Genomic DNA, 22,823 nt, shown 5'->3' with positions numbered 1-22,823 from the left:
TGTGAGTTTGGATGATGATTGATGTATTCGACCCTTATGAGACAATCTCCTGTCCGAAGATACAAATGCTTGTTATTTCCTTGATTGGCAAGGAATATTTCCTAGCCAGCAGAGCATGGCATATGAAAAACAACTCTATTTTTGATACAATTAAAATATCGAAATCGATTTTCGTCAAGACCGAATGGAAAGAGGAGGCGTGGATATTGAGACTAACTGGTAAAAAAGTCATCGCATTGGTGGATGAAGAATTCGAGGATTTGGAGCTCTGGTACCCGATCTACCGGGTTCGTGAAGAAGGCGCCGAGGTTCATCTCGTTGGACTGGAGAAAGGCAAAAAATACATCGGCAAGTACGGCGTGCCTGCCGAGGCGGAATATAGCTACGAGGAAATCAATGCCAGCGATTATGAAGGCATTCTTGTTCCAGGCGGTTGGGCTCCGGACAAGCTACGCCGCTATAGTAAGGTGCTTGACATCATTAAAGATCTTCATGCGGCCAAAAAGCCGATAGGGCAAATCTGCCATGCGGGATGGGTTCTCATCTCTGCCGGAATTCTCCAAGGGGTTACCGTAACCTCTACGCCGGGAATCCGCGATGACATGGAAAATGCAGGGGCGACTTGGAAGGACGAGGCGGTCGTCGTGGACGGTCATATTATTTCAGCTCGTCGCCCACCGGACTTGCCTCCATACGGCAAAGCGTTCGTCGATGCCTTGGCCAAATTATAATCTAGCCCAATAACTTTTATTATAGCCATGAAAGAACCGCAAGAAGTTGCTCATCGCTTCTCCTTGCGGTTCTTGGTTCTTATTATTACTTTAGCTGCTCTCCCAAATACAGGTTTCGGCAAAGCGTGTCAGCTCAGCCTCCACTTCAGTGCCTGTTGCAAGTCGATAACAACGGGCACCGACTTTCTCCCCCGCGGAAGCTACGGCATTTAAGATCCGGTGCTTCACTCTCAATAACGATTGGGGCGACATACTGAGGTCGCGCACTCCTAAGTGAAGCCAGAGAGGAATAGCCTTCTCATCCCCCGCAAGCTCACCGCAGACACTGACCGAAATGCCTGCTTCCAGTGCTGCGGAAATCGCCTGGCGCAACATACGAAGTACAGCGGGATGAAACGGCTGATACATATGGGCGATCGTCTCGTTCATCCGGTCAACAGCAAGAACATATTGCACGAGATCATTCGTGCCGATGCTAAAGAAATTGGCCTCCTTGGCCAGCAAATCGGCTATAGCCGCCGCTGCCGGTACTTCGATCATGACACCGACAGGTATATGATTATCATACACGACACCGCGCTCGTCAAGGTCAGACTTGGCCTCGGCCAATATTTGCTTGGCCTGCCGTACTTCTTCAAGCGAGGAAATCATGGGCAACATAATTTTCAAGCTTCCGAAAGCGCTGGCCCGGAGTATAGCGGTCAATTGGGTCTTAAACATTTCTTTACTATTCAGACTAATTCGAATTGCGCGATAACCGAGAAAAGGGTTATCTTCTTCCGGGAGCTCAAAATATTCAAGCTGCTTATCCCCTCCGATATCAAGGGTTCGAATGACGACGGAATGCTTTCCTGCTTTCTCGGCAACTTGTCTATAAATTTCGAACTGCTCTTCTTCGGTTGGAAAGGTCGTGCGATCCATGTATAAAAACTCGGTTCGGAACAACCCCGCACCTTCAGCACCGTATTTGAGTGCCTGTTCCAAATCCTTGACAGAGCTGATGTTGCCCGCCAGGCGGAATGGGACACCGTCTCGTGTGACTGCTTCGACCGTCGCCAACACCTGCAGCTGCTCCTTGCGTTTTTGCAGTCTTTCAGCTACTTCCGTATACCGATCAATAATTTCCTGATCAGGTTCAACATAAATAAGTCCTTCATCGCCGTCAACGACAAGCAGATCACCTGTCTTTAACGGCGTCCCAAGCTTATGTTCGAGCCCGGACACGAGAGGTATCCCAAGTGCCCTGGCCATGATAGCAGAATGCGAGGTCTTGCCTCCGGCCATCGTGACCATGCCCAAAACATTGTCAGGATTCATATGTACGAGCTGTGAGGGTGACAATTCCCTAGCCACGAGGATATATGGCTGGGTGTCGGCCGGAAGAGTAATGTCCGGCGTGCCTAGCAAATGCTTCAGTAGGCGATTGCCTACATCCTTAATATCAAGCGCCCGCTCCTTCATATATTCATCATCCAGCAGATCAAACATTGCGACAAAATGATCGATCGCCTCTTTTACAGCGACTTCAGCCGCCTTATACTGCCGTTCGATTATCCCGCGAATTTCACTCATGAACACGGGATCTTCCAATATAGCAAGGTGGGCATCAAATATACTTGACTCCTCCTCGCCTACAGCTTCCTTAACTTCGTTCTTCATCACTTCAATTTCTGTTCTGGATGTTTGTATACCTTCATATAATCTCTCGAATTCCGCAGCCAAATCCACCTTATCCATCTGGCGATCCGGCACATCCCATTCCCAGGCAGGCAGCACAAAAGCTTTGCCGATGGCGACGCCCGCTGCTGCACCGATGCCCTTTATCATGTTTAGACCCCCTATGTCCTGCTCTGTTATAGGATATCATCTCTCTAAAAATCACGATGCTATTCAGGCACGCACTATTATGGTAATCCTATGCTTGCAAATTTGTCAAAGGAATTAAGTCTGTGCTTGTAAAGTCCAAAGAGGACCCGTCTAAATGGCGGGTCCTTCATTTTTGATTTATTGACGGCTTTTTCCGAGCAAAATGCTGTCCTCTACCTTGATACACCGATCCATGATGACCTTAAGGCCGCCCTCCTCGGCAATTTTTGCAGCTTCCTCGCTAATGATTCCCTGCTGCAGCCATAGCACCTTAGCTCCGACTGCAACCGCCTCCCGAGCCACCTCTGGTGTGTATTCACTGCGCCGGAATACGTTGACGATCCCAATTGGCTCCGGTACGTCCGCTAATGCAGCATAAACCTGTTCACCTAGAATTTGTCCTTGCACCACCGGGTTTACCGGGACGATGCGGTAACCATTGCTCTGCATCGCCTGTGCTACCATGTAAGAAGTGCGATCCGTTTTATCAGACAGGCCAACAACGGCAATATTTCCAGCGTTTTCTAAAATTTCTTTAATTTCCTCACGACTAGGATTTTCAAAGGCCATCTGCTAACTCCTCCTCTCGAATTTTTCTAGTATGCTCTATTCTAGATAGTTATACCCATTCTACCGAAGCACCAAGCGCAGTAATATGGTCGAAAAATTGCGGATAGGATTTGGCGACGTGATGAGCATCCTTAATAACCAGCGGTTTGCGGCAGCGAAGGCCGACAATCGTCAAAGCCATAATGACGCGGTGGTCATAATGAGCATTGATCTCTACGCCCCCCTCAAGGCCGCCAGGACGGCCGTGAACGATAATTTCGGCTTGGCGTTCCTCTACATTGGCCCCGGCCTTTCTAAGCTCGTTTAAATAGTCTGTGATCCGGTCGCATTCCTTGTATCTTAAGTTCTCCACGTTGTAGAAACGGGATGTTCCTTCAGCAAATACGGCGGCTGCTACCATGGCAAGCACGGCGTCTGTCGCGGCATCGCCATCGAACTCAACAGGCCGCAAACGGCCATTGCCTTGAACGTGCACGGTGTCATCCTTGTGGGTTAACGGCACGTCCATCATTTGCAGTACATCCACGATGGCGCGCTCGCCTTGCTTGCTGCGCTCGGCCAGACGATGCACCTTTACATTGGACTTAGTAACCGCAGCTGCCGCGAGAATAGCCGCCGAGCCTGGATAGTCGCCCTGAACCGTATAGGTTTTCGCTTGATAAGACTGACGCCCAGGAACCTTGAAGCTCATATAATCCTCGCTGGCATGGATAATAATCCCGGCCTGCTCGAGTACTTCTAGCGTCTGCCCAATTACAACTTTGGATTTCAAATCATCCAGCACCTCAATCTCGCTGTCCTCCTCCAATAGTGGAGTTAAGAACAACAGGGCGCTTAAATATTGCGAACTGACTGCACCCGATACCGTAATTTTGCCACCCTTCGGCTTTCCGCCGCGAATCGTAATCGGAAGTCGTCCCCCTTGATGCTCAACTTCAATGCCAAGCTGCTGCAACGATACGATCAAATCGTCATGCGGGCGTTTGCCGAGAGAATCTGGATACGTATTGACAAAAGTCACCTCAGGACAAAGCGAAGCAATTCCCATCAGAAACCGCAGCACAGCACCGGCATTACCCACATTCAGTTCCTTAACGTCCTTCGGATTTCGGCCGAAGCCGGTGATAACGATTTTCTCATCGTCCTCTTCCAAGACGGCGCCTAAATCGGCGATGCAGCGGCGCATCGCATCGCTGTCCTCGCTGTGCGCAGGATAGTATATCGTGCTCGTGCCTTCAGCTAGAGCAGCAACTAACAAATAACGAGTCGTATAATTTTTCGAAGATAGCGCCCCGATTTCACCGCCTAGCTCGGGAGTAGGTCTAACAATAACGTCCATTTATATTCTCCTTTTATCTCAATATTATTTTGATTGACCGCGGTAATGCATTAAAATCTCAGACGCTAAAGTGTCCGGATTTTTACCCGAAGTATCGATTTTGACATGGGCAAAATCATAGGCATGCTTGCGTTCCTCCAAAAGTACGGTTACTTTCTCTCTCGCTCCCCCGGCAAGCAGCGGTCTGCCCGGATCCTCACCAACGCGCATGAGGATGCTCTCTAGATCGGCAGTCAGGGCAACAACCCAGCCATTTTCCAGCATAGCCAAACGATTCTCCTCGCGAAGGACGGCTCCCCCGCCGGTAGCCAGCACAACATCGCTCTCTTGCAGTACGCTGCGCAGTAAAGCCGACTCGATATCCCGGAAGTACTGTTCCCCCTGATTGGCAAACAGCTCGGGAATCGTGCAGCTCATTTCCTCCTCGATACGCTTGTCAAGATCGATGAGGCGATACCCCGCCATTTCGGCTAGCACAGCCCCTACCGTCGATTTGCCGGTGCCCATCATTCCTACCAGTATAATATTGTTTCTTTGTACACTCAATATTTCACCTACTTTATCCCTGTGCTGGTGGCAAACTATTTTTCATATCATAACACAGGCGCCGACATTTCGGCACATAAAAAAGCGTCAAAGTGCGAAACCGCTCTGATATTATCCCCTTACGGTAGACAGTGAAAAAAGAGTTCATGATATTATGAATTCAACACTGTAGACCGGAGGGGATTTTTCTATGCCACCAAAGAAGGGTCAGAAGTTTAATCGATACGACGAAGAAACGAAGCGAGAAGCCGTTCGTTTACGAATTGAAGAGCAATGGAGCTATACTCAGATCAAGGAAAAGTTGGGGATCAAAAGCGATGCTCAGATTGTAACTTGGGTACGCAAACATATGAATGGTGAATCGTTCAAGGATTATCGGGGGCGTTGGGCGAAAAAACACTTCAGCAGTCTCGAGGAAGAGAACGAGCATCTGAAAGCGCAGGTCGAATATCTAAAAAAGCTCAATCCGAATCTACATGGGGAGGGAAGTTGGATAAGCAAGCCCGGTTTAGGACCATCGAAAAAATGATTGGGAACCACTCGATAGTCATGCTGTGTAAGATTGCTGAAGTGTCTCGTGCCGGGTATTACAAGTGGAAAGCTGCTCTAAGTAACCAGCAACAACGTCAGGAGCGAGATGCTGATCTGAAGGAGCATATACTTGCCATTCACCGTTTGCGGCCCTATTTCGGTTACATCCGTATGTGTACGGCTTTACGTAGGGAAGGATTGCTTGTTAACCGCAAGAAAGTCAGACGGCTTATGCGTGAGCTCGGGATCCGGTCAGTCATCCGCAAGAAGCGTCCAAATGCAGGGCGCAAGCCTTCTGTCGTGTTTGCTAATGTCTTGAACAGGGACTTTCAAGCATCTGCTCCATTTACCAAGCTAGTCACGGATATTACTTACGTACGGATCGGTCACGATTTCACCTATTTGTCGACTGTAATGGATTTGCATAACAATGAGATTGTCGCTTGGGAACTCTCTGAGCGCAATGACTTGCAACTTGTGCTGGACACAGTAAAGCAACTCGGTACTCGCAAGGATGCAGTCTTACATTCTGACCAAGGCTTCCAATACACGCACAAGGCTTACGAGACTCAGTTGCTCGCACAAGGGCTCCAGGGCAGCCACTCAAGGCGAGGCAACTGTTACGACAATGCCTGCATGGAGTCGTTTTTCTCCCATTTGAAGACCGAACAGCTGTACCTTAAACGTCCGAACGATCAGCATTCAGCACGTCGTCTCATTGAGGAATATATTGAATTTTACAATCATGAGCGTTTCCAAAAAAAACTCGGCGACCGTTCTCCAGTTGAGTACCGGAAAGCGATCGCCGCATAAATTGATCCTCTTTTTTTACTGTCTACTTGACAGGGGTAAGACCACTCTTTGACGCCTTATTTAACCGTTTATTAGCATTAGAACCATTGATGGTGGAATACGCCCTCTTTGTCGACGCGCTTGAAGGTGTGCGCTCCAAAGTAGTCGCGTTGCGCTTGAAGCAGGTTGGCTGGCAGACGCTCTGTCCGGTAGCTATCGTAGTAAGACAATGCGCTGGAGAAGCCCGGAACAGGGATTCCGCGGGATACTGCAGCCGTGATCACTTGGCGCCATGCATCCTGGTACGTCTCGACAATATTTTTAAAGTAAGGGTCAAGCAGCAGGTTCTTCAGTCCAGGATCACGGTCGTAAGCTTCTTTGATGTTATGCAGGAACTGGGAGCGAATAATGCAACCGCCACGGAAAATCATCGCAATGTTGCCATATTTCAAATCCCAGCCATACTCATCGGAAGCCGCTCTCATTTGGGCAAAACCTTGAGCATAAGAGACGATCTTACTTGCGAACAAGGCTTTGCGTACATTTTCAATGAACTCTTGTTTGTCACCATCAAAAGAGGAGGCCGCAGGACCGCTCAAAATTTTGCTAGCAGCGATGCGCTCATCCTTCATTGCAGACAAGAAGCGGGAGAATACGGATTCCGTAATCATGGACAACGGCACACCAAGGTCAAGAGCGCTTTGGCTTGTCCATTTGCCTGTCCCCTTCTGTCCTGCAGCGTCAAGAATGACGTCAACCATCGGCTTACCAGTCTCTTCATCGTATTGAGAGAAGATGTCCGCGGTAATTTCGATTAAATAGCTATCCAGCTCGCCCTTATTCCACTCTGAGAAAATTTCGTGCAATTCTTTAGCGTCCAGGCCAAGTACGTCCTTAAGCAAGTGGTAAGCTTCGCCAATAAGCTGCATATCCCCGTACTCAATGCCGTTATGCACCATTTTGACATAGTGTCCTGCGCCATCTGGACCGATATATGTACAGCATGGATCGCCATTTACTTTGGCAGAAATTGCTGTCAGAATCGGCTCTACCAATTTATATGCACTTTCCTGGCCGCCAGGCATGATCGACGGACCGTTCAGCGCGCCTTCCTCGCCGCCGGATACCCCGGTACCGATAAAGCGGAAGCCTTTAGCCTCAAGATCCTTGCTGCGACGCTGTGTGTCAGGGAAGTAGGCGTTTCCTCCATCGATAATGATGTCGCCTTGATCCAAATAAGGAAGGAGCTGCTCGATCGTTGCGTCTGTAGCTGGACCAGCTTGTACCATAATCAGAATTTTGCGAGGTACTTCCAAGGAATTAACGAACTCTTCAATAGAGAATGTACCGACCACATTTTTGCCCTTCGCTTCGTTCGCGAGCATATCGTGTGTCTTCTCCGGGGAGCGGTTAAACACCGAAACGGTGAACCCTCTGCTTTCAATATTAAGGGCGAGGTTCTTGCCCATAACGGCAAGGCCGATAACGCCAATTTGTTGTTTCGACATGGTCTCCATCCTTTGCAATCTATATTTTTTTCAATAATATCATTTTAACTCTTTGAAGTACAGAAGTGAACCCCTTCATCTAACTCTCATCTTACTCACAATATTAAAAGCGGCTCCTCCATGATTCAAAGAGCCGCTTCAATCCCCTTTTATGATTCGCATCGTTTCACTTACCACTCCAGTTGAATTAGTTGAATACGAAGCTTGCGCAGCTTCTCTTTACAGTCCTCAATCATCTGCTCGTCACCAGACTGCATCGCGTCATAAAGATGATCCAGTTCCTCATCCAGCTCTTTCTGCAAGCTTTCCATTTGACGTTCCGCCGACTGGGATGCAAGAAGTTCCACTATCCGCTCCATATCCAAGATCGGCCCCTTTTGAAAAATGACCTTATGCTCTACACCCGTAATTTCCACTAAGCGAATAACTTCACCAAACAGAATGCTTTCGACGAAAATTTGCCGATCCTTAAACCGTTTAACGACAGCATGACCGCGCAGATCCCCAATCAGCTTCTCAAGCCATTCCGCCAGCTTCGCATCCTTAATCACATAATCTCCTGCCAGCTTGTATCCTTTAGCCAGACGCTGAAAACGCAGCTTGGTCAATTTACGTCCTGTACGAACGGAAATAATGAAAATAGATTCGTTTTCGCTCCAATAAAGCGAATATCCGTCTTGAATCAAATCGCGGATCAATTGCTGAATGTGCCGACGTTCGAAACGGAGTTCCAGGTTGCAATACTCTACCTCATAACTTTTATTCACGGCACTCCCTCCTTACCTTATCTTATACTTCATCTTATGTAGAGGTAACTTAGAATATTGATTATTTTTACCCGTTTTGAGCTCATTGTGACGCAAATAATTATAAAATCGCTTATATTTATTAAAAAATGATATACTGGCATGGTACGTCTAAAAAACAAGCTGTATAGCTCAATATAATTTTGCTGGAGGTTACCATCATGACATTTGCCGGCTTTACAGGACAAGATTTCGATAGCTTGACTATTCCTGGGCTGGAGCCCCGGATGGAAGCGATCATCGCCAATATTCGGCCTAAGCTCGCAGCGCTTGGAGGGATAATCGCTCCTTATTTGTCCGCCTTATGCGGCGAGGAAATGTTCCCGCATGTAGCCAAGCATGCAAGGAGAACCATTAACCCGCCTGAAGACACGTGGATTGCCTGGAGCAGCAGCAAGCGCGGATATAAGGCGCTGCCCCATTTCCAAGTGGGGATGTTCTCAACCCATCTCTTCGTTATTTTTGCGGTCATTTATGAAAGCCCGAATAAGGTAGCTGTCGCTAAATTCTTCGAGAAGAATACCGACCAAGTTCAAAAACTTGTACCTTCCGATTTTTATTGGTCAACCGATCATATGAAGCCAGAGGGTACGCTCCATCGTGATATGGATAAGGATGCCCTGCTGCAAATAGCCGACAAGCTCAAAACCGTAAAGAAATCCGAGCTGCTCTGCGGATTGCGCCTTGATCGGGATCATCCTCTTCTTCAAGACGGCGCCGGTTTAACCCGTAAGATCGAACAGACCTTTGAAACGCTATTGCCGTTATACAAGGGCTCCTTCTAAAGAAAAAAAGCAGCTTTCCCGTTATTTAACCCGGGGGAAGCTGCTTTTTTGCCGTGATATGATGACGTGAACAAAAAACAGGGCGGCCATCACGATGGCACTGGCCATAAATGGTGCAGAGGGGCCAAGCATATCCCATAGTTTCCCTGAAACAATAGGACCTACGGCCATCCCTGAGCCCTGAATCGTCAGGAACAACCCCCAAACCGTCCCCTTCTCCCCTTCGGGCAGCATATGGGATATCATCGTATCCCACGTAGGCAAAATACAGGCATAGCTGACCCCGATCAGGATGACGAGCAGCCACACAAACGGAATGGATCGCGTCATCGCAAATAGCCCGATCGCCACGGCAGCCAGCGAGAAGCCGATATGCAGAAACCACTTCGTTCCATAGCGATCCACCAGCCGGCCAATCGGGATCAGCCCGATAACAGTAATGCCTCCCCCGGTCACTAACAGTGCACTGAAAGCCTCGGGAGACAATCCAAGCTCTGTCCGGACAAATAATGTAATGACGGGAGTCAGTAAGCCGATCGAAAAGGTCTGCAAAAAGAGAGCCGGGAATAAAAGCCGACTGACATGCAAATTCTTCTTAATATGCCGAATCGATTGCTGAACATTATTCCATACACCTCGGATTCCTCCTTCCCAGAGGGAAGGCTCTCCTGAGGACAGCTCCGCTTGGTCTATCTTTTGCTTCGTTTTACCAGGCAGGAACAGGGAGACAATAACAACGACACCCATTAGAGCAAGCAGAAACCAAAAGACAGGCTGATAAGAGCCATCAACGAAAAAATTGATGATAACAGGGCCAGAACCCGTTCCGCCCAAGCTAGAGATTTGAATTACGCCCATCGCCATGCCGAAATTATTATTCTCGCGTGTTACGTCTGATATTCCCATAAGAACGCATGGCCATAGCGGCGCGGTGCCAGCTCCAATCAGAGCACAGCCTAACACAATCATTCCCATTTTATCCGCCACCGTAATAATCAATACGGCAACAAAGGTGATCAGAAGCCCGAACAACATCGTTAGCCGAAAACCGACCCGTTCAATAAACCAGCCGGCAGGGCTGCGAAATACGTTATCGCCAATATATTGCAGTGAGAAAGATAAACCGATCGCAAACGCGCTCAATTTCAGTACATCGCCCATATACACGGGCAATATCGATACAATTAAAGCTCCCTTCACGAACTCCACCAGGAACATGATAATCCACAAGCAAATAAAAGTCGGAGTTAGCAGTTTTCTATTTACGAGTTTGGACGTTATTTCCACAGTCGTTCTCCCTTTTCTTCTATAACGTAAGATACTTCTAGTTTATCCGCATACAGCGGTAACTTACACCCAGTAGCTTGATTTTATCTTATCTCGTCCCCATTCTTCGCTTGCATTCCATTCACTTTTTGCTATACTCAATTTTGTTTGAAAATTTTGCATGGAAAGGCAGGGATGGCCTTCATGGATCATCAAGTCACACCGCTGTTTAACGCGCTTAAAAAACACGCGTCCGGCAATCCCGTTCAGTTTCATATTCCCGGGCATAAAAAAGGGCTTGGAACCGATAAAGAGTTTCGAGAATTTATAGGTGATGACGCCCTATCGATCGATTTGATTAACATTGCTCCGCTCGATGATTTACATCAGCCTACCGGCGTCATTGAAGAAGCTCAGAAGCTGGCAGCGGACGCCTTCGGCGCTGACTTCACTTATTTCTCTGTCCAAGGGACAAGCGGCGCCATCATGACGATGATCCTGTCCATTTGTTCTCCGGGTGATAAAATCATCGTACCGAGAAATGTGCACAAGTCCGTCATGTCTGCCGTTATATTCGCAGGCGCCAAACCCATCTTCGTCTCCCCCGCTCAGGATGAGAACCTGGGGATCGACCATGGGATTACGACCTCGTCCGTACGAAGAGCTTTGCAGCGTCACCCGGATGCCAAGGCCGTGCTGGTCATCAACCCTACTTACTTTGGCGTATGTGCCAATCTGAAGGAGATCGTGGACTTGGCCCATAGCTTTGATGTGCCTGTACTCGTTGATGAAGCACACGGCGTGCATATTCATTTCCATGAGGAGCTTCCGATGTCAGCGATGGAGGCTGGAGCCGATATGGCCGCGACAAGCGTACACAAGCTGGGCGGCTCGATGACGCAAAGCTCCGTGCTTAATTTGAACGTAAAGAACGGTTATGTAAATCCACAGCGTGTTCAAACCATCATCAGCATGCTGACGACGACGTCTACCTCGTACCTACTACTCGCTTCGCTGGACACGGCAAGAAGGAACCTAGCGCTTCATGGCCGTGAAATGATCCAAAGAGCACTGGACATGGCGCATTATATGCGCCGTGAAATTAATAATATTAAAGGCTTGTACTGCTTCGGGCGAGAAATACTCGGCAGCGAGGCCACCTATGATTATGACCCGACCAAGCTTACGATTCACGTTCGCCATCTCGGAATTACCGGCTATGAAACAGAGAACTGGCTCAGAAAACACTACAATATCGAAGTAGAGCTCAGCGACATGTACAACATTCTCTGCTTCATCACCGCGGGAGATACGGAGGAAACGATAAAAACTCTCCTAACAGCACTGCGTGAATTGTCTAAATTGTATTATAAAGAAAATAATGCCAATGAGCTAATCGTAAAAATCCCGGAAATTCCGCAGCTCTCACTCATTCCGCGTGACGCCTTCTATGCCGATACCGAGGTCGTGCCTTTTAAAGAGTCTGCAGGTCGGATTATTGCCGAATTCATCTATGTGTATCCGCCAGGCATTCCGATTCTCCTTCCTGGGGAAGTCATTTCGCAAGACAATATTGATTATATTGTCGATCACGTGGAAGTAGGACTACCTGTCAAGGGGCCGGAAGACCGAGATATTAATCAGGTCAAGGTCATTGTAGAGGCAGATCCCATTTTCTAAAAAAACGTTACATCCAAAGAAGCTCCCCTTGCCGGGGAGCTTCTCTTCAATTCAGGCCATAGATTTAGATAGATCTATAGACAAGCATTTTACACTTCATCTTGACCAGAGACCAGCTCGTTGTAAGCCGCCTCCACTTGACGCCACTCGTCCTCATCTTCAATGTTGTAGAGAACCATTTCCTCATTCTCTTCTTCCAGACGAAGGATGATGCCGTCCGCTTCCGGATTGTTCCGCTCAAGCAACAACGCATATACTTTCTCCGCTACATCGAACGTTTCGACTAGAACCATTTCCACGTCATTGCCTTCTTCGTCCGTCAGCGTGAGCACAAACTCCTCGTGCTCATGGTCATGATCGTGGTCGTGTCCACAGCCGCAAGCTTCGCCGTGTTCATGCTTGTGATCGCTCATTGAAATACCTCACTTTAAAAGTTTTGTAGTTAGTGTTGGATGAACCTGTCAGTTTCCCTCCGTATCGTATCATTTTTACACAGGGCAGGTCAATTCGATATTCAACCATTCTACCTACAATATTAATTATTATGAATTATTTAAGCACGTTGATGCTTTTCTCAGACACCAGCATGAAATCGGAACCGCCTGAAGCCGGCTTCATATAGAAGCCTAGTGTATATTTACCTGCAGTTTTGAAATCATACGTATAATCATCCGTGACGAAATAAAAGTTGCTTCCTGTGTCACTAACTTCCTTGGTCTGAATTGTTTTGGATGTGCCGTCCGGCGCTGTAATCGCTACTTTGACCGCGGATATTTCCGTTCTCAGGTTGTCGATTTGCGAGAAGACGCTAAATTTAAGCTTGCCGGCTTTCTCGATATCCGAGAAAATCTCCCCCTTGCCCTTGAACAAGAAAATATGAACATTGGGTTTATAATAGTTTACCTGCTTCGTCGTTTCATCATATTCAGCTAATCCCTCCAGCTCTCTGACCGGGACGTATGTTTTGCCATCGATCACGTAACCGCCGTCTTCCACTTCGCGGCCATCCATATAAAGCTTAACTTTCTGTGTTGCTGAGTCTGCAAAAAGCATGGATCCGCCCGTAAGGGAGAATGCCAATACTAGCACCATTACTCTTCTCCATTTCAAATTCATCAATAGCCCTCCAATTGATTCATGTTGATGTTAATTTATACTCCTGCAAGCTGCTCAAGTTGCGGTGTTTTCTATAAAATCACTCTTAATTTTTGCGAGAATACAAGAGACGCTTTCACTGATTAGGAAAATCGTGTAAATTAAAATGGAATACCATAGAACGTACAGGAGGGATATTGATTGTCGCTACGCCTTCAAATGCTTGGTACGGGCGGCGCTTTTGCCAAGCAATACTTTAACAATAACGGGCTGCTGTATGCAGACGATTTTACATTGATGATCGACTGTGGAATAACGGCTCCACTTGCGTTACATCATATAGGCAAGCCGATGCAAACCATCGACGCCGTCCTGATCACTCATATTCACGGTGACCATGTGGGCGGACTCGAGGAGTACGCTTTCCGCTTAAAATACGGCCATGGACGAAAACCCGTGCTCTACGTTCCTGAGCAGTTGGCAGAGCCGCTATGGGAGAACACCCTGAAGGGGGGATTAGGCCAGGACGGCATAGAATCTCTGGAAGATGCTTTTTATGTTCATCTGCTTCGCGAAGGACAGGCCACCGAGCTCGTTCCCGGCCTCACTGTGGAAATTATCCGCACACCTCATATTCCCGGGAAAAACAGCTACTCTTTATACTTCAATGGCGAGATTTTCTATAGTGCGGATATGATCTTTCAACCCAAGCTGCTCGAGGAGCTTGTTAATCAGCGCGGCTGCCGTAAAATTTTGCATGAGGTGCAGCTGACAGGCCCCGGTCAGGTTCATACTACCCTGGCAGAGCTTCTGTCCCTTCCTGCGGATATTCGGAAGTTAATATCCCTTATGCACTACGGCGATGAAATGGAAGCTTTTATTGGCCAAACGATGGAAATGGAATTTCTTCGCCAGCACGAAATATATGAGCTATAGGACATTAATTTGCGAAAAAAACAAAGCAGCCCAAGGAATTATTTTCCGAGGCTGCTTCTCACGCTTCTTATTCAAATGTAGGCAGTGCGTCTAAATTGTTCGATGGATCCCCATCCGCATCGCCGCGGATATACATTTCTCCGTCTTTTCCTTTAAAGATGTTTACGCCCGCAATCGCCCCCGCATTCACTTCTCGCAGCGCGTCTTCATAATTTAAAATACGACCGCTAGAGGTTTTAAATCGGGTTAAATTCCCATCCCCGTTTCTTTGAACCGCGATAAACGTCTCTCTGCTATCGACAGCCATCTATTGCACATCTCCTTCATCATGATGAGTTCCCCAGAAAGAAGGGATGCGTATAGTTTAGCCCGAGTTCCCCATTTATATTAGGGTTTATAAGGACTTCTCCATTCGAACATGCAGTATGCCTGCGTCATAAAACGGCTCTGTGGATATCGTCTCATAACCGAGCTTGGCATAAAATTCCTCTGCCTGGCATTGGGCATCCAGCACGGCCTTCGTAAGCCCCAGTTCTCTAGCCCGCTCTTCCATAGCAAGGAGCAATATTCTGCCTAGGCCCTGGGAACGAAAAGATTTGCGAACAGCGATCCGCTGCATTTTTGCGCTATTATCCTTATAGTACGTAATTCTCCCTGTTGCTGCAGCCGTGCCTTCCAATTCAACCAACACATGATTAGCGTCCGGACTGATTACATCATATTCATCGATCTCCAGATCGACCGGCACCTTCTGCTCTTCCACAAAAACTTCCTTGCGAATCTCCAAACATTTCTCTAATTGCTGTTCCGAATTAACGGCAATAATAACAGCAGCCATGGATACCCCTCCCCCTGCTTCTTACTCTGCAAACTGCATCATTATACAAAAAAAAGCTGTTAATGTATAGTTATTATGGTGGCGTGATTACTTCCTTTGAGTACACATGCTCCCGCACGGATTGCCCATACACTTTGCCGCGTACGGATTGACCGATCCATGAAGGGAACTGCTGCTGCCTATGCATCGTCTCTTCATTGGGCTGCAAACCGCAGCCGCTGACTAACAGCATCAGGAGAATCCCCCCAATCGCTGTAGCCTTTTTCATGTTCGATGTGCCTTGCTTCCCGATTGCCGCATACCTCTTAACCCGCACACCTTCTCCTCCTTTCTGCTTATTTACTGCATCAGATCATCGCTTGTCAACATTGTCGTCCTCCGTACCAGCCTTTATACGTAAAAAAGGGTTTGACAGGAGCAATTAATCCTGTTATGATATTTCTTGTCTTCACTATTTATATCTGATCTGTTAGCTCAGCTGGGAGAGCACCATCTTGACAGGGTGGGGGTCAGTGGTTCGAGCCCACTACAGATCATAGCCGAGAGCCCTTGTGTATCAAGGGCTCTTTCTTTGTTCTCAACCACCCCAGTCCGAGCTTTTAGAGGCTCTGGGGATAAATTGGGGCTTGCCTGGAATACGGCCGTAGATTAATTAGGGGTTTTTGTATATTTATATATTAATAACATAACGAAGACCGCCGAGGCATAAGCCTATGCGGTCTTCTTGGTAATACGCAATATTTTCCTTAGTCATAATTAATCCAGCTATTAATCAAATCCGTTTATTAACCATTCTTTGACCATTAACTCTCTATTGTCGATAGTCCTATACAACATTTGTGGAGTCCATTCCCAGAAGTATTTCCCATTGGCTAAGATTAAAGCTTCCAGCCACTCTTCAAAATTCATTGACATAAAACTGAAATCTGAACTTGAATCATGCGTAAAAACACATTTTTCTCGAGTAGTATCTAAATAAATAGTCCCTGAAGGATAATGGGCAACTGGAATAAGACCTCCACTGATTGTATCAGGCATTATTTCAGAATATTCGTCAACTTTATTTAAGTAATATATTTCGGTGAACTCTCCAAAACCAACGTCAAATAGTATTGCTCCGTTATGAATACACATAAATTCTACATAATCATTTGGAAGATTAACATTATACTTCTTTGAAATAAAGTCAACCTCTTCTTTTCGGGCGGGTGGATTTAATTCAAATTTCGCAATTTCAACCTCACCGCCTGATAATTGAATTAATATTTCATTTTTACTATTTGCTCTTTTCCTTAATCCATCTAAAATTGTTTGCAAGTTAGAGTGCATCTCAGATAAATTCCTCCTAGTATCCAGCAAACCAAGATTGTATATAAATGGCAAACCTAAATTCAACTTTATAGTATCCGGTTCTTGTAAGGTCAATGATCTTCTGTGATTTACGACTTACAGCAGGAAATAACATATTATCAAAAGTGCTAGCCTCCTGCTTCATTGCTCCATATTTGGTATCAGCTCTTTTATTGGACAGCCCCTATTTGTTTTTCACGGATGCAAATAGCCACGAATGAATCGGCAGCAGCGGTTCAGCAGACTAAATGTGATGATTCGCTATTTTTTCGATTTATACATCATGAACCTGCTGCCGATTATATCGTTAAGAGCTTTATCCCCCACATCACCCAAAAAATCTCATATCCTGCCAACAATTAATCAATTGTTCAGAGATTGTATAGATGGATAGTCTATAGTATTTTAATGAATTGTTAGTTTGTTACAGATGTTATTACATATGTAGGGAGAGCGCGATGAAAGTTATTCTTCTGGATGATGATATTATTGCACTGGATTATCTAGAACACCAGCTAATGCAGATTCCTGAAATTGAAATCGTGGGGAAGTTTTCCGATCCGGATTTGGGCAAGAAAGAGATACTTAATCAATCGATCGATCTGGCTTTCCTCGATATCCAACTTCCGAAAATCGATGGGATTCAATTAGCGGAAGAAATTTTACAAGTGAAACCGGATTTGAAAATTGTGTTCGTCACTGGATATGAATCATATGCCGTACGAGCATTTGAGTTAAACGCATTGGATTATCTGCTCAAGCCTGTCAAATTGGAAAGGTTGATGAATACAATTCAGCGTATTGATCGTTCACATACCGAGTTTGATTTAGATCGGCTGGCCCAGAAAAACCAATCGCTGCAAATTAAAATGCTAGGCCATTTTCAAATGATTCTTAAAGAAAAGCAGCTACCGCCGCTGCGTTGGCGGACAACCCGAGCCCAGGAATTGTTCTTATATATGCTGCAATGCCGTGGACAATTCATCCGTAAATCGACTTTAATTGAATTGCTGTGGCCCGAATATGAACCCAACAGAGCGTATTCCTTATTGTATACAATCATTTATCATATTCGAAAAACTTTGGAGCAATTTGAGGATTATTTTTCGCTCACGAACTCTGTAGACGGATATGTTTTAAATTTAAACAATGTGCTTCTGGATGTCGAGGAATGGGAGAATTTTATGATGTCCAGCCTACCTTTAAAGAACACGACAATTGCCGATTATGTGAATATGATGAAATTATTTAAAGATGATTATTTGAAGGAATACGATTACTGGTGGGCGGAAAGTGAACGACAGAGGTTAAAAATGCTATGGCTCCGCACCTCATTTCGAATGGCGGAATGGTATATGTCGAACCATCAGCAATCGAAGGCCGTGGAAAAATACCTGGAAATATGTCATCAGCACCCTATTGCGGAGGAAGCGCATTTTGCACTAATGAAAATATTTGCTTCGAATAAAAATTCATTGGCTGTCCACCGGCAATATCGCCTGCTTGTTGCTATTTTGCTTGAGGAGTTCAATGAACAGCCAAGTACATATATTACGGATTGGTACGACAATTGGAAAATCGAACACGAGAATTGATCCTTGCTGCATCACTGATTTGCAAGAATTCTACCGATTGATGGAATGATTTTGCAAAATCCCGGCAGTCAGACTACACTCATATTGTGTTCATTGGTTCTGACCCATTCGTGAATTTCTGCTTCTCTCATCGGCTCGCCGTAATAATAACCTTGCATCACATAGCAACCAAGACGAGCCAAAAGATCAATATGCTCCTGGTTTTCGACGCCTTCAGCAATGATATCAAGCTGGAGATTGTTAGCCATCATAATGATCGCGTTAATGACCGCCCGTTTGCTCGGATTCTCTAAATCATTAGTAAATAAACGATCCAGCTTCAATGCGTCGATCGGAAGCCGGTCAAGCAGGCCAATCGAGGAGTATCCTGTTCCAAAGTCATCCATGGATACCCGTACGCCAAGCTCACGAAGGCCTTGGAGCTGACGAATAATATCGTTAATATCGTACAAAACCATCGACTCGGTAATTTCCAGTTCGAGCAAGTGAGGTGCTAGTTCAAATTTATCCAACACGTTTTGCACTAGTTCCTGTAGACTATCATTTTGAAACAGCCGAACCGACAGATTAACAGAAACCGGCTGCTGCAATCCTTGAGACTGCCATTCTTTGCATTGGCGACAGGCCTGCTCCAACGCCCATTTAGTCATCGGCACGATAAGCCCTGTCCCTTCTGCAATTTGAATGAACTCCCCCGGAGCAACCAGGCCGAGTCTTGGATGCTGCCAACGGATTAGCGCCTCGAATCCAACCAGGCTGTTGGTTTTTACGTTCCACTTAGGTTGATACATAATGAAAAACTGATTATTTTCCAAGGCGAGCTGGAGATCCTTCTCCAGTTCCATTTTACGAACTAACTGAAGGCCCATCTCTTCGCTATAGAAGCAGATTTGGTTTTTGCCTAACCCTTTAGCTCTATACATTGCCGTATCCGCTGTCTTGAGCAATACAGATCGGTTGGAATCCTGAATCGAGCCAATACTGATCCCAATGCTGCCTGTGACGTATAATTCATTACCCTCAATATAGTATACTTGCTTAATGCTGTACAAAATTTTGTGGGCAAGTTGCTCTGCGCGCGCCGTATTGCATTGCTTGATAATGAATAGGAACTCGTCGCCGCCAATGCGAAATGCTTGCTGGTCCTCGCGAATGAATTGACGAAGGCGAATGCCGACTTCTTGAATGAGCAAATCGCCGATGTTATGACCGAGCGTATCATTTATCGCCTTGAACTGATCTAAATCTAGAAATAGAACTCCAATCTTTTCAGTGCCGACATGCGAATCGAAGAAGCGGTTCATTTCGTTGCGGTTGGGCAATCCGGTAACCGAGTCCAGGTAAGCCAACTTTTCCAGTACGTGCCGCTCAAAGATTAGCGCTCCCCAGGATACGAGCAGAATAATGAAGATGACAATCATAACACAGAGCAGCAAAAATAGTTCTTGCCCGGCAGGCGTTGGCGCCATCGCTTTGGCCGCTGCAGGATGCTGAAGCTTGACGGCCTCCATAGCCGTATAATGCATCCCGCAAATGGCAATGCCCATGAGGGCTGCCGACAACCACTTAACCCAACTTGTCTTCGATTCGCTTTGAAAATGTAAGAAGAGCAGCAAAGCCAAGTAAGAAGCCACTAATGCAATAATTATCGACAACACCAGCAAAACTGGATCGTAATAGATAGCGTTGGGTATGATCATGGCTTCCATTCCCATGTAGTGCATCGTGACGATTCCGCTGCCTATAATGAAGCCGCCGCCGGCGATTTTATACCAATTCGTATTTCGAGGCATGGTGATATAAAATGCTATGAATGAAGCGATTACACTTGCTAGCAGCGAACCTAACGTAAACCAGATATCGTAATGAACCGTCATATGCGTATGATAAGCCAGCATTCCAACAAAATGCATTGACCAAATGCCGTTGCCCATCACTAAGGAGCCCGCCAGCAACCAAAAGAACCTGGTTTTTCCCTTCGCGAGAGAAATCTTTGTCACTATGTTTAATGCGGAGTATGATGCTAATACGGCGATAACTACTGAAAGTGCCACAATATACAAATTATAACTGCCTTCTATGTTCATTGATTCCCCCCCTTACCCCATATTTTACAAGAATGGGCTCTACAAAAACTTGACAGCCCCGGGAATCGCTTACATGTATAGGTATTGTAGAGTTGAATTTGTTGTAATCGAATAAGAGCAATACTGGCGAAAGGAGATAAATCATGGAAGGATCGGCTATAGTCGAGTTTTGGAAAGGCCAACTGCTCGAGCTTCAAACGTTTGAAGGAGTCATGTATAAAACACAAGTTAACCATCAAGATCACAATCGCATTTACATACAAAAACCAATCAATCGTATGAACCGATATTTGTCTGTGACAAACCATATGTCTGTAACTGTATATTTTCATAATGAGGAGCGGGCACTGTACTCCTTTGATACCCAACTTAATTTACTGCATAGTCAGCTATGGTTCCAAGCCCCCTCCGTCGATCGTATAAAAAAGGCACAGAGAAGGCGATTCTTTCGCGTCCCCGTCGAGGTGGAATTAAATTTGAACCTCAAATCGATAGAGCATTCTGAAATTGATGAATTTATAAAGGTGACGACAAAGGATATTAGTGGGGGAGGACTATCATTTCTCTGCAGCTTTGCAGTTGAGACAGAGAAGCTCATAGCCGGCATTATGCACCTTGAGACAAACAATTCCCAAAATACGATCGAGTTTTATGGGAAAATTGTAAACTGTGCAAAACTGCCGGACAACAACTTTAAAGTATCACTGGAATTTGTTCATATGAAGGAATCGACTCGCTCGGATATTATTAAATATTGCTTATTCAAGCAGGTTGAAGCGAGAAACAAACTTAAAAACTATTCTTTGTAGCGTTACTTTGAGAGGATCGGGTTAACTGAGAACGTACTACCATAAACCCTTGAAGCCGTTGGCTTCAAAGGTTTTTTGGTTCGTCTATACGAGGAAAAAAGAATGATTACACTAAGTACCATACGAGGGCGCTAAAATGGTCCCCTTGTGAAGAATACTGTATAGACTGGACGGTAAATCTTCTATTTTCGTAGAGCCAGTCGTTGATCTCCTTTTCAAGATCACCAATATTTGTGTTGAAGAATGTTTTTACACGGTTTCTCTTCATCCTCATCACCTCCCCGCAATCATCTTATTCGACATCGTCTTTCAACAAGCCTGCTTGGATGTGCGGTTATGTTAAAACAGGGATAAAATCTTTGCATTGCAGCAAAATAACAAACGTTAGTTAACGACCGCATAATGGAGGAATGCAGGCAAATGTCTAAATACACACGATTGCTGATTCTAATATTTACCCTGGTCTTCCCCTTAACCCCGCAACAATCATCCGCTCAACCAGCATCCCAATTCAAGGATAGAGCCTATTATGAGGAACGCGGGGATATCGTTTGGGAGGTACCTACCGAAGACAAGTATATTGCCCTGACGTTCGATGATGGCCCGGATCATCGCCAGACGCCGCAAATTCTAGACGTGCTGGATCAATACAACGCTAAAGCTACCTTTTTCGTAGTAGGGGAACGAGTCGAGAAGTACCCTGAAATTGTTCAATTGCAGCTGGCCCGTGGACATGAGGTAGCCAACCATTCCTACCAGCATCCTTCGTTTCGAGGTATGGCGAAAAGTAAAATGCAAAATGAACTCAGCAAAACCCAGCAGATTATTTTCCAAGCAACCGGCTATAAAGCAGCACTCTTTCGTTCTCCGGGAGGCTTTTATAATGAAGAGCTCATTCAGGTATCCAAACAGAATGATTTGAAGTTCATCCTATGGTCTTGGCATCAGGATACGAAAGACTGGAAAGCTCCCGGTGTGAATAAAATCGTCAAGAGAGTGCTCTCGGGTGCACGCAGCGGCGACATCGTCCTCATGCATGATTATGTAGCGAATAGCAATCAAACTATCGAGGCCCTTAAACAGATCTTGCCCGAGCTCAAAAAGCGGGGCTACTCCTTCGTGACCGTATCTGAACTGCTGTCCCACAAAGTGACGCCTGATCACCTGCTGGAAAAAGTCACCCACTGATTTTCCGGAGTTCTATGGCTTCCTAGCCATTCGCCGATACCTTTGTCCTTACTCCTTGCATAGTTATAATCAGTTCCGTTTCACGGAAAGGAGACGAAGGAATTGATCCGGACAAATGTGAAGACTTACCGACGCAAAGTCGGAAAAAACCGCTATCTGATCATCCAAATCATCCAATCTGCGCAGGCTAAAGCACATTTAGGAAACGCCCTAGCAAGCAATGCAATTAACGTGAAAATTTTCAAAAAGCGTGAGCGCTGACTTCTCCCTTAGTTAACGAGCCAAGCCTCTGATGAAGGGGGGTGAAGAGAATGCGTTCAAAAAAAACAAATAAGCGACGTCATTGGAAAAATGGCAGGAATGTTGTCCATGTTACCCAGTCCGCTCGCTCCAGCACAGGACAGGGCGGCAATTCATTTGCCATTAATGCGTCCGATGTTGGCGTCGTGCGGACAGATGTTTCGCCTAGATCTTAAGGTAAAGCGGAGAAGCTCATCCTTCTCCG

At 46.1% G+C, this 22,823-nt stretch carries 24 protein-coding genes and 1 tRNA gene; 11 read left to right on the top strand and 14 right to left on the bottom strand.

From position 1 onward, the window contains the following. Positions 1-203: 203 nt before the first annotated feature. Positions 204-731 carry a type 1 glutamine amidotransferase domain-containing protein gene (locus tag EIM92_RS12990; RefSeq protein WP_125085168.1) on the top strand — a complete coding sequence of 176 codons (528 nt, stop codon included), beginning with the start codon at positions 204-206 and terminating at the stop codon, positions 729-731. Between the two features lie 90 nt (positions 732-821). Here the strand turns inward: EIM92_RS12990 and ptsP are convergent, their stop codons facing one another. The 4 genes from ptsP to EIM92_RS12970 all read right to left on the bottom strand — a co-directional run bounded on the left by ptsP (position 822) and on the right by EIM92_RS12970 (position 5,052). After that, complete coding sequence (gene ptsP, locus EIM92_RS12985) at positions 822-2,558, bottom strand: phosphoenolpyruvate--protein phosphotransferase (RefSeq protein ID WP_125082997.1); 1,737 nt, start codon at positions 2,556-2,558, stop codon at positions 822-824. A gap of 177 nt (positions 2,559-2,735) precedes the next feature. Continuing rightward, positions 2,736-3,167, bottom strand: coding sequence for a CoA-binding protein (locus EIM92_RS12980; protein ID WP_125082996.1), 432 nt, complete (start codon positions 3,165-3,167; stop codon positions 2,736-2,738). 49 nt (positions 3,168-3,216) lie between these two features. Continuing rightward, entirely contained in the window at positions 3,217-4,506 is a 1,290-nt protein-coding gene (aroA, locus tag EIM92_RS12975; protein ID WP_125082995.1) for a 3-phosphoshikimate 1-carboxyvinyltransferase, read from the bottom strand. Positions 4,507-4,530: 24 nt separating this feature from the next. Continuing rightward, complete coding sequence (locus tag EIM92_RS12970; protein WP_246020961.1) at positions 4,531-5,052, bottom strand: shikimate kinase; 522 nt, start codon at positions 5,050-5,052, stop codon at positions 4,531-4,533. Between the two features lie 190 nt (positions 5,053-5,242). Here EIM92_RS12970 and EIM92_RS12965 point away from each other — a divergent pair. Further along, a protein-coding gene (locus tag EIM92_RS12965) for an IS3 family transposase (protein WP_125081524.1) occupies positions 5,243-6,396 on the top strand; the annotation gives its coding sequence in 2 pieces (ribosomal slippage) (positions 5,243-5,504 and positions 5,504-6,396; 1,155 coding nt in all). 77 nt (positions 6,397-6,473) lie between these two features. On the opposite strand, the gene gndA is transcribed toward EIM92_RS12965, so the two are convergent. Together gndA and EIM92_RS12955 are read right to left on the bottom strand one after the other, a co-directional pair. After that, positions 6,474-7,883, bottom strand: a complete 1,410-nt coding sequence (gene gndA / locus EIM92_RS12960) for an NADP-dependent phosphogluconate dehydrogenase (protein WP_125082994.1) — start codon at positions 7,881-7,883, stop codon at positions 6,474-6,476. A 170-nt stretch (positions 7,884-8,053) separates the two neighbouring features. Next, the gene (locus EIM92_RS12955; RefSeq protein ID WP_125082993.1) at positions 8,054-8,650 is read right to left on the bottom strand and encodes a hypothetical protein; all 597 of its coding nucleotides are present in this window, start codon (positions 8,648-8,650) and stop codon (positions 8,054-8,056) included. Between the two features lie 200 nt (positions 8,651-8,850). Between EIM92_RS12955 and EIM92_RS12950 the strand changes: the two genes are divergently transcribed. Beyond that, entirely contained in the window at positions 8,851-9,474 is a 624-nt protein-coding gene (locus tag EIM92_RS12950) for a YktB family protein (RefSeq protein WP_125082992.1), read from the top strand. Between the two features lie 21 nt (positions 9,475-9,495). On the opposite strand, the gene EIM92_RS12945 is transcribed toward EIM92_RS12950, so the two are convergent. Further along, positions 9,496-10,761: an MFS transporter gene (locus tag EIM92_RS12945; protein WP_125082991.1), complete on the bottom strand. Its 1,266-nt coding sequence runs from the start codon at positions 10,759-10,761 to the stop codon at positions 9,496-9,498. A 183-nt stretch (positions 10,762-10,944) separates the two neighbouring features. On the opposite strand from EIM92_RS12945, the gene EIM92_RS12940 reads away from it, so the two are divergent. Continuing rightward, complete coding sequence (locus tag EIM92_RS12940; protein WP_125082990.1) at positions 10,945-12,420, top strand: aminotransferase class I/II-fold pyridoxal phosphate-dependent enzyme; 1,476 nt, start codon at positions 10,945-10,947, stop codon at positions 12,418-12,420. An 89-nt stretch (positions 12,421-12,509) separates the two neighbouring features. Here the strand turns inward: EIM92_RS12940 and EIM92_RS12935 are convergent, their stop codons facing one another. Beyond that, a complete protein-coding gene (locus EIM92_RS12935; RefSeq protein ID WP_110932228.1) occupies positions 12,510-12,833 on the bottom strand; it encodes a DUF1292 domain-containing protein in 324 nt (107 codons plus the stop codon). Between the two features lie 136 nt (positions 12,834-12,969). Beyond that, positions 12,970-13,530, bottom strand: a complete 561-nt coding sequence (locus EIM92_RS12930) for a stalk domain-containing protein (RefSeq protein ID WP_125085166.1) — start codon at positions 13,528-13,530, stop codon at positions 12,970-12,972. Between the two features lie 186 nt (positions 13,531-13,716). Between EIM92_RS12930 and EIM92_RS12925 the strand changes: the two genes are divergently transcribed. Then, the gene (locus tag EIM92_RS12925) at positions 13,717-14,451 is read left to right on the top strand and encodes an MBL fold metallo-hydrolase (RefSeq protein ID WP_125082989.1); all 735 of its coding nucleotides are present in this window, start codon (positions 13,717-13,719) and stop codon (positions 14,449-14,451) included. Between the two features lie 67 nt (positions 14,452-14,518). Here EIM92_RS12925 and EIM92_RS12920 read toward each other — a convergent pair whose 3' ends face one another. The 3 genes from EIM92_RS12920 to EIM92_RS12910 all read right to left on the bottom strand — a co-directional run bounded on the left by EIM92_RS12920 (position 14,519) and on the right by EIM92_RS12910 (position 15,605). Beyond that, positions 14,519-14,758 (bottom strand): DUF3892 domain-containing protein, encoded by a 240-nt coding sequence (locus tag EIM92_RS12920; protein WP_055107528.1) that lies wholly within the window; start codon positions 14,756-14,758, stop codon positions 14,519-14,521. Between the two features lie 87 nt (positions 14,759-14,845). Then, positions 14,846-15,289 carry a GNAT family N-acetyltransferase gene (locus EIM92_RS12915; protein WP_125082988.1) on the bottom strand — a complete coding sequence of 148 codons (444 nt, stop codon included), beginning with the start codon at positions 15,287-15,289 and terminating at the stop codon, positions 14,846-14,848. A gap of 73 nt (positions 15,290-15,362) precedes the next feature. Continuing rightward, positions 15,363-15,605 (bottom strand): hypothetical protein, encoded by a 243-nt coding sequence (locus EIM92_RS12910; RefSeq protein WP_125082987.1) that lies wholly within the window; start codon positions 15,603-15,605, stop codon positions 15,363-15,365. A 147-nt stretch (positions 15,606-15,752) separates the two neighbouring features. Between EIM92_RS12910 and EIM92_RS12905 the strand changes: the two genes are divergently transcribed. Next, positions 15,753-15,825: transfer RNA gene (locus tag EIM92_RS12905), tRNA-Val, on the top strand. A 232-nt stretch (positions 15,826-16,057) separates the two neighbouring features. Here EIM92_RS12905 and EIM92_RS12900 read toward each other — a convergent pair. After that, positions 16,058-16,618 carry an SMI1/KNR4 family protein gene (locus tag EIM92_RS12900; RefSeq protein WP_164515098.1) on the bottom strand — a complete coding sequence of 187 codons (561 nt, stop codon included), beginning with the start codon at positions 16,616-16,618 and terminating at the stop codon, positions 16,058-16,060. Between the two features lie 479 nt (positions 16,619-17,097). On the opposite strand from EIM92_RS12900, the gene EIM92_RS12895 reads away from it, so the two are divergent. Further along, positions 17,098-18,234 carry a response regulator gene (locus EIM92_RS12895; protein ID WP_125082985.1) on the top strand — a complete coding sequence of 379 codons (1,137 nt, stop codon included), beginning with the start codon at positions 17,098-17,100 and terminating at the stop codon, positions 18,232-18,234. 68 nt (positions 18,235-18,302) lie between these two features. On the opposite strand, the gene EIM92_RS12890 is transcribed toward EIM92_RS12895, so the two are convergent. Then, positions 18,303-20,321 (bottom strand): bifunctional diguanylate cyclase/phosphodiesterase, encoded by a 2,019-nt coding sequence (locus EIM92_RS12890; protein ID WP_125082984.1) that lies wholly within the window; start codon positions 20,319-20,321, stop codon positions 18,303-18,305. A gap of 143 nt (positions 20,322-20,464) precedes the next feature. Here EIM92_RS12890 and EIM92_RS12885 point away from each other — a divergent pair, with 143 nt between their 5' ends. The 4 genes from EIM92_RS12885 to EIM92_RS23710 all read left to right on the top strand — a co-directional run bounded on the left by EIM92_RS12885 (position 20,465) and on the right by EIM92_RS23710 (position 22,794). Further along, positions 20,465-21,130: a flagellar brake protein gene (locus EIM92_RS12885; protein WP_125082983.1), complete on the top strand. Its 666-nt coding sequence runs from the start codon at positions 20,465-20,467 to the stop codon at positions 21,128-21,130. 420 nt (positions 21,131-21,550) lie between these two features. After that, positions 21,551-22,318 carry a polysaccharide deacetylase family protein gene (locus EIM92_RS12880; protein WP_125082982.1) on the top strand — a complete coding sequence of 256 codons (768 nt, stop codon included), beginning with the start codon at positions 21,551-21,553 and terminating at the stop codon, positions 22,316-22,318. 102 nt (positions 22,319-22,420) lie between these two features. After that, on the top strand, positions 22,421-22,579 hold the full coding sequence (locus EIM92_RS23715) for a hypothetical protein (RefSeq protein WP_164515097.1): 159 nt from the start codon (positions 22,421-22,423) through the stop codon (positions 22,577-22,579). 50 nt (positions 22,580-22,629) lie between these two features. Then, the gene (locus EIM92_RS23710) at positions 22,630-22,794 is read left to right on the top strand and encodes a hypothetical protein (RefSeq protein ID WP_164515096.1); all 165 of its coding nucleotides are present in this window, start codon (positions 22,630-22,632) and stop codon (positions 22,792-22,794) included. Positions 22,795-22,823 lie beyond the last annotated feature (29 nt).

It is taken from the genome of Paenibacillus lentus, assembly GCF_003931855.1.
In the GTDB taxonomy this organism is placed as follows: Bacteria; Bacillota; Bacilli; order Paenibacillales; family Paenibacillaceae; genus Fontibacillus; species Fontibacillus lentus.
The sequence above is the reverse complement of the archived record's forward strand: the minus strand, read 5'-3'. Positions and strand labels throughout refer to the sequence as shown.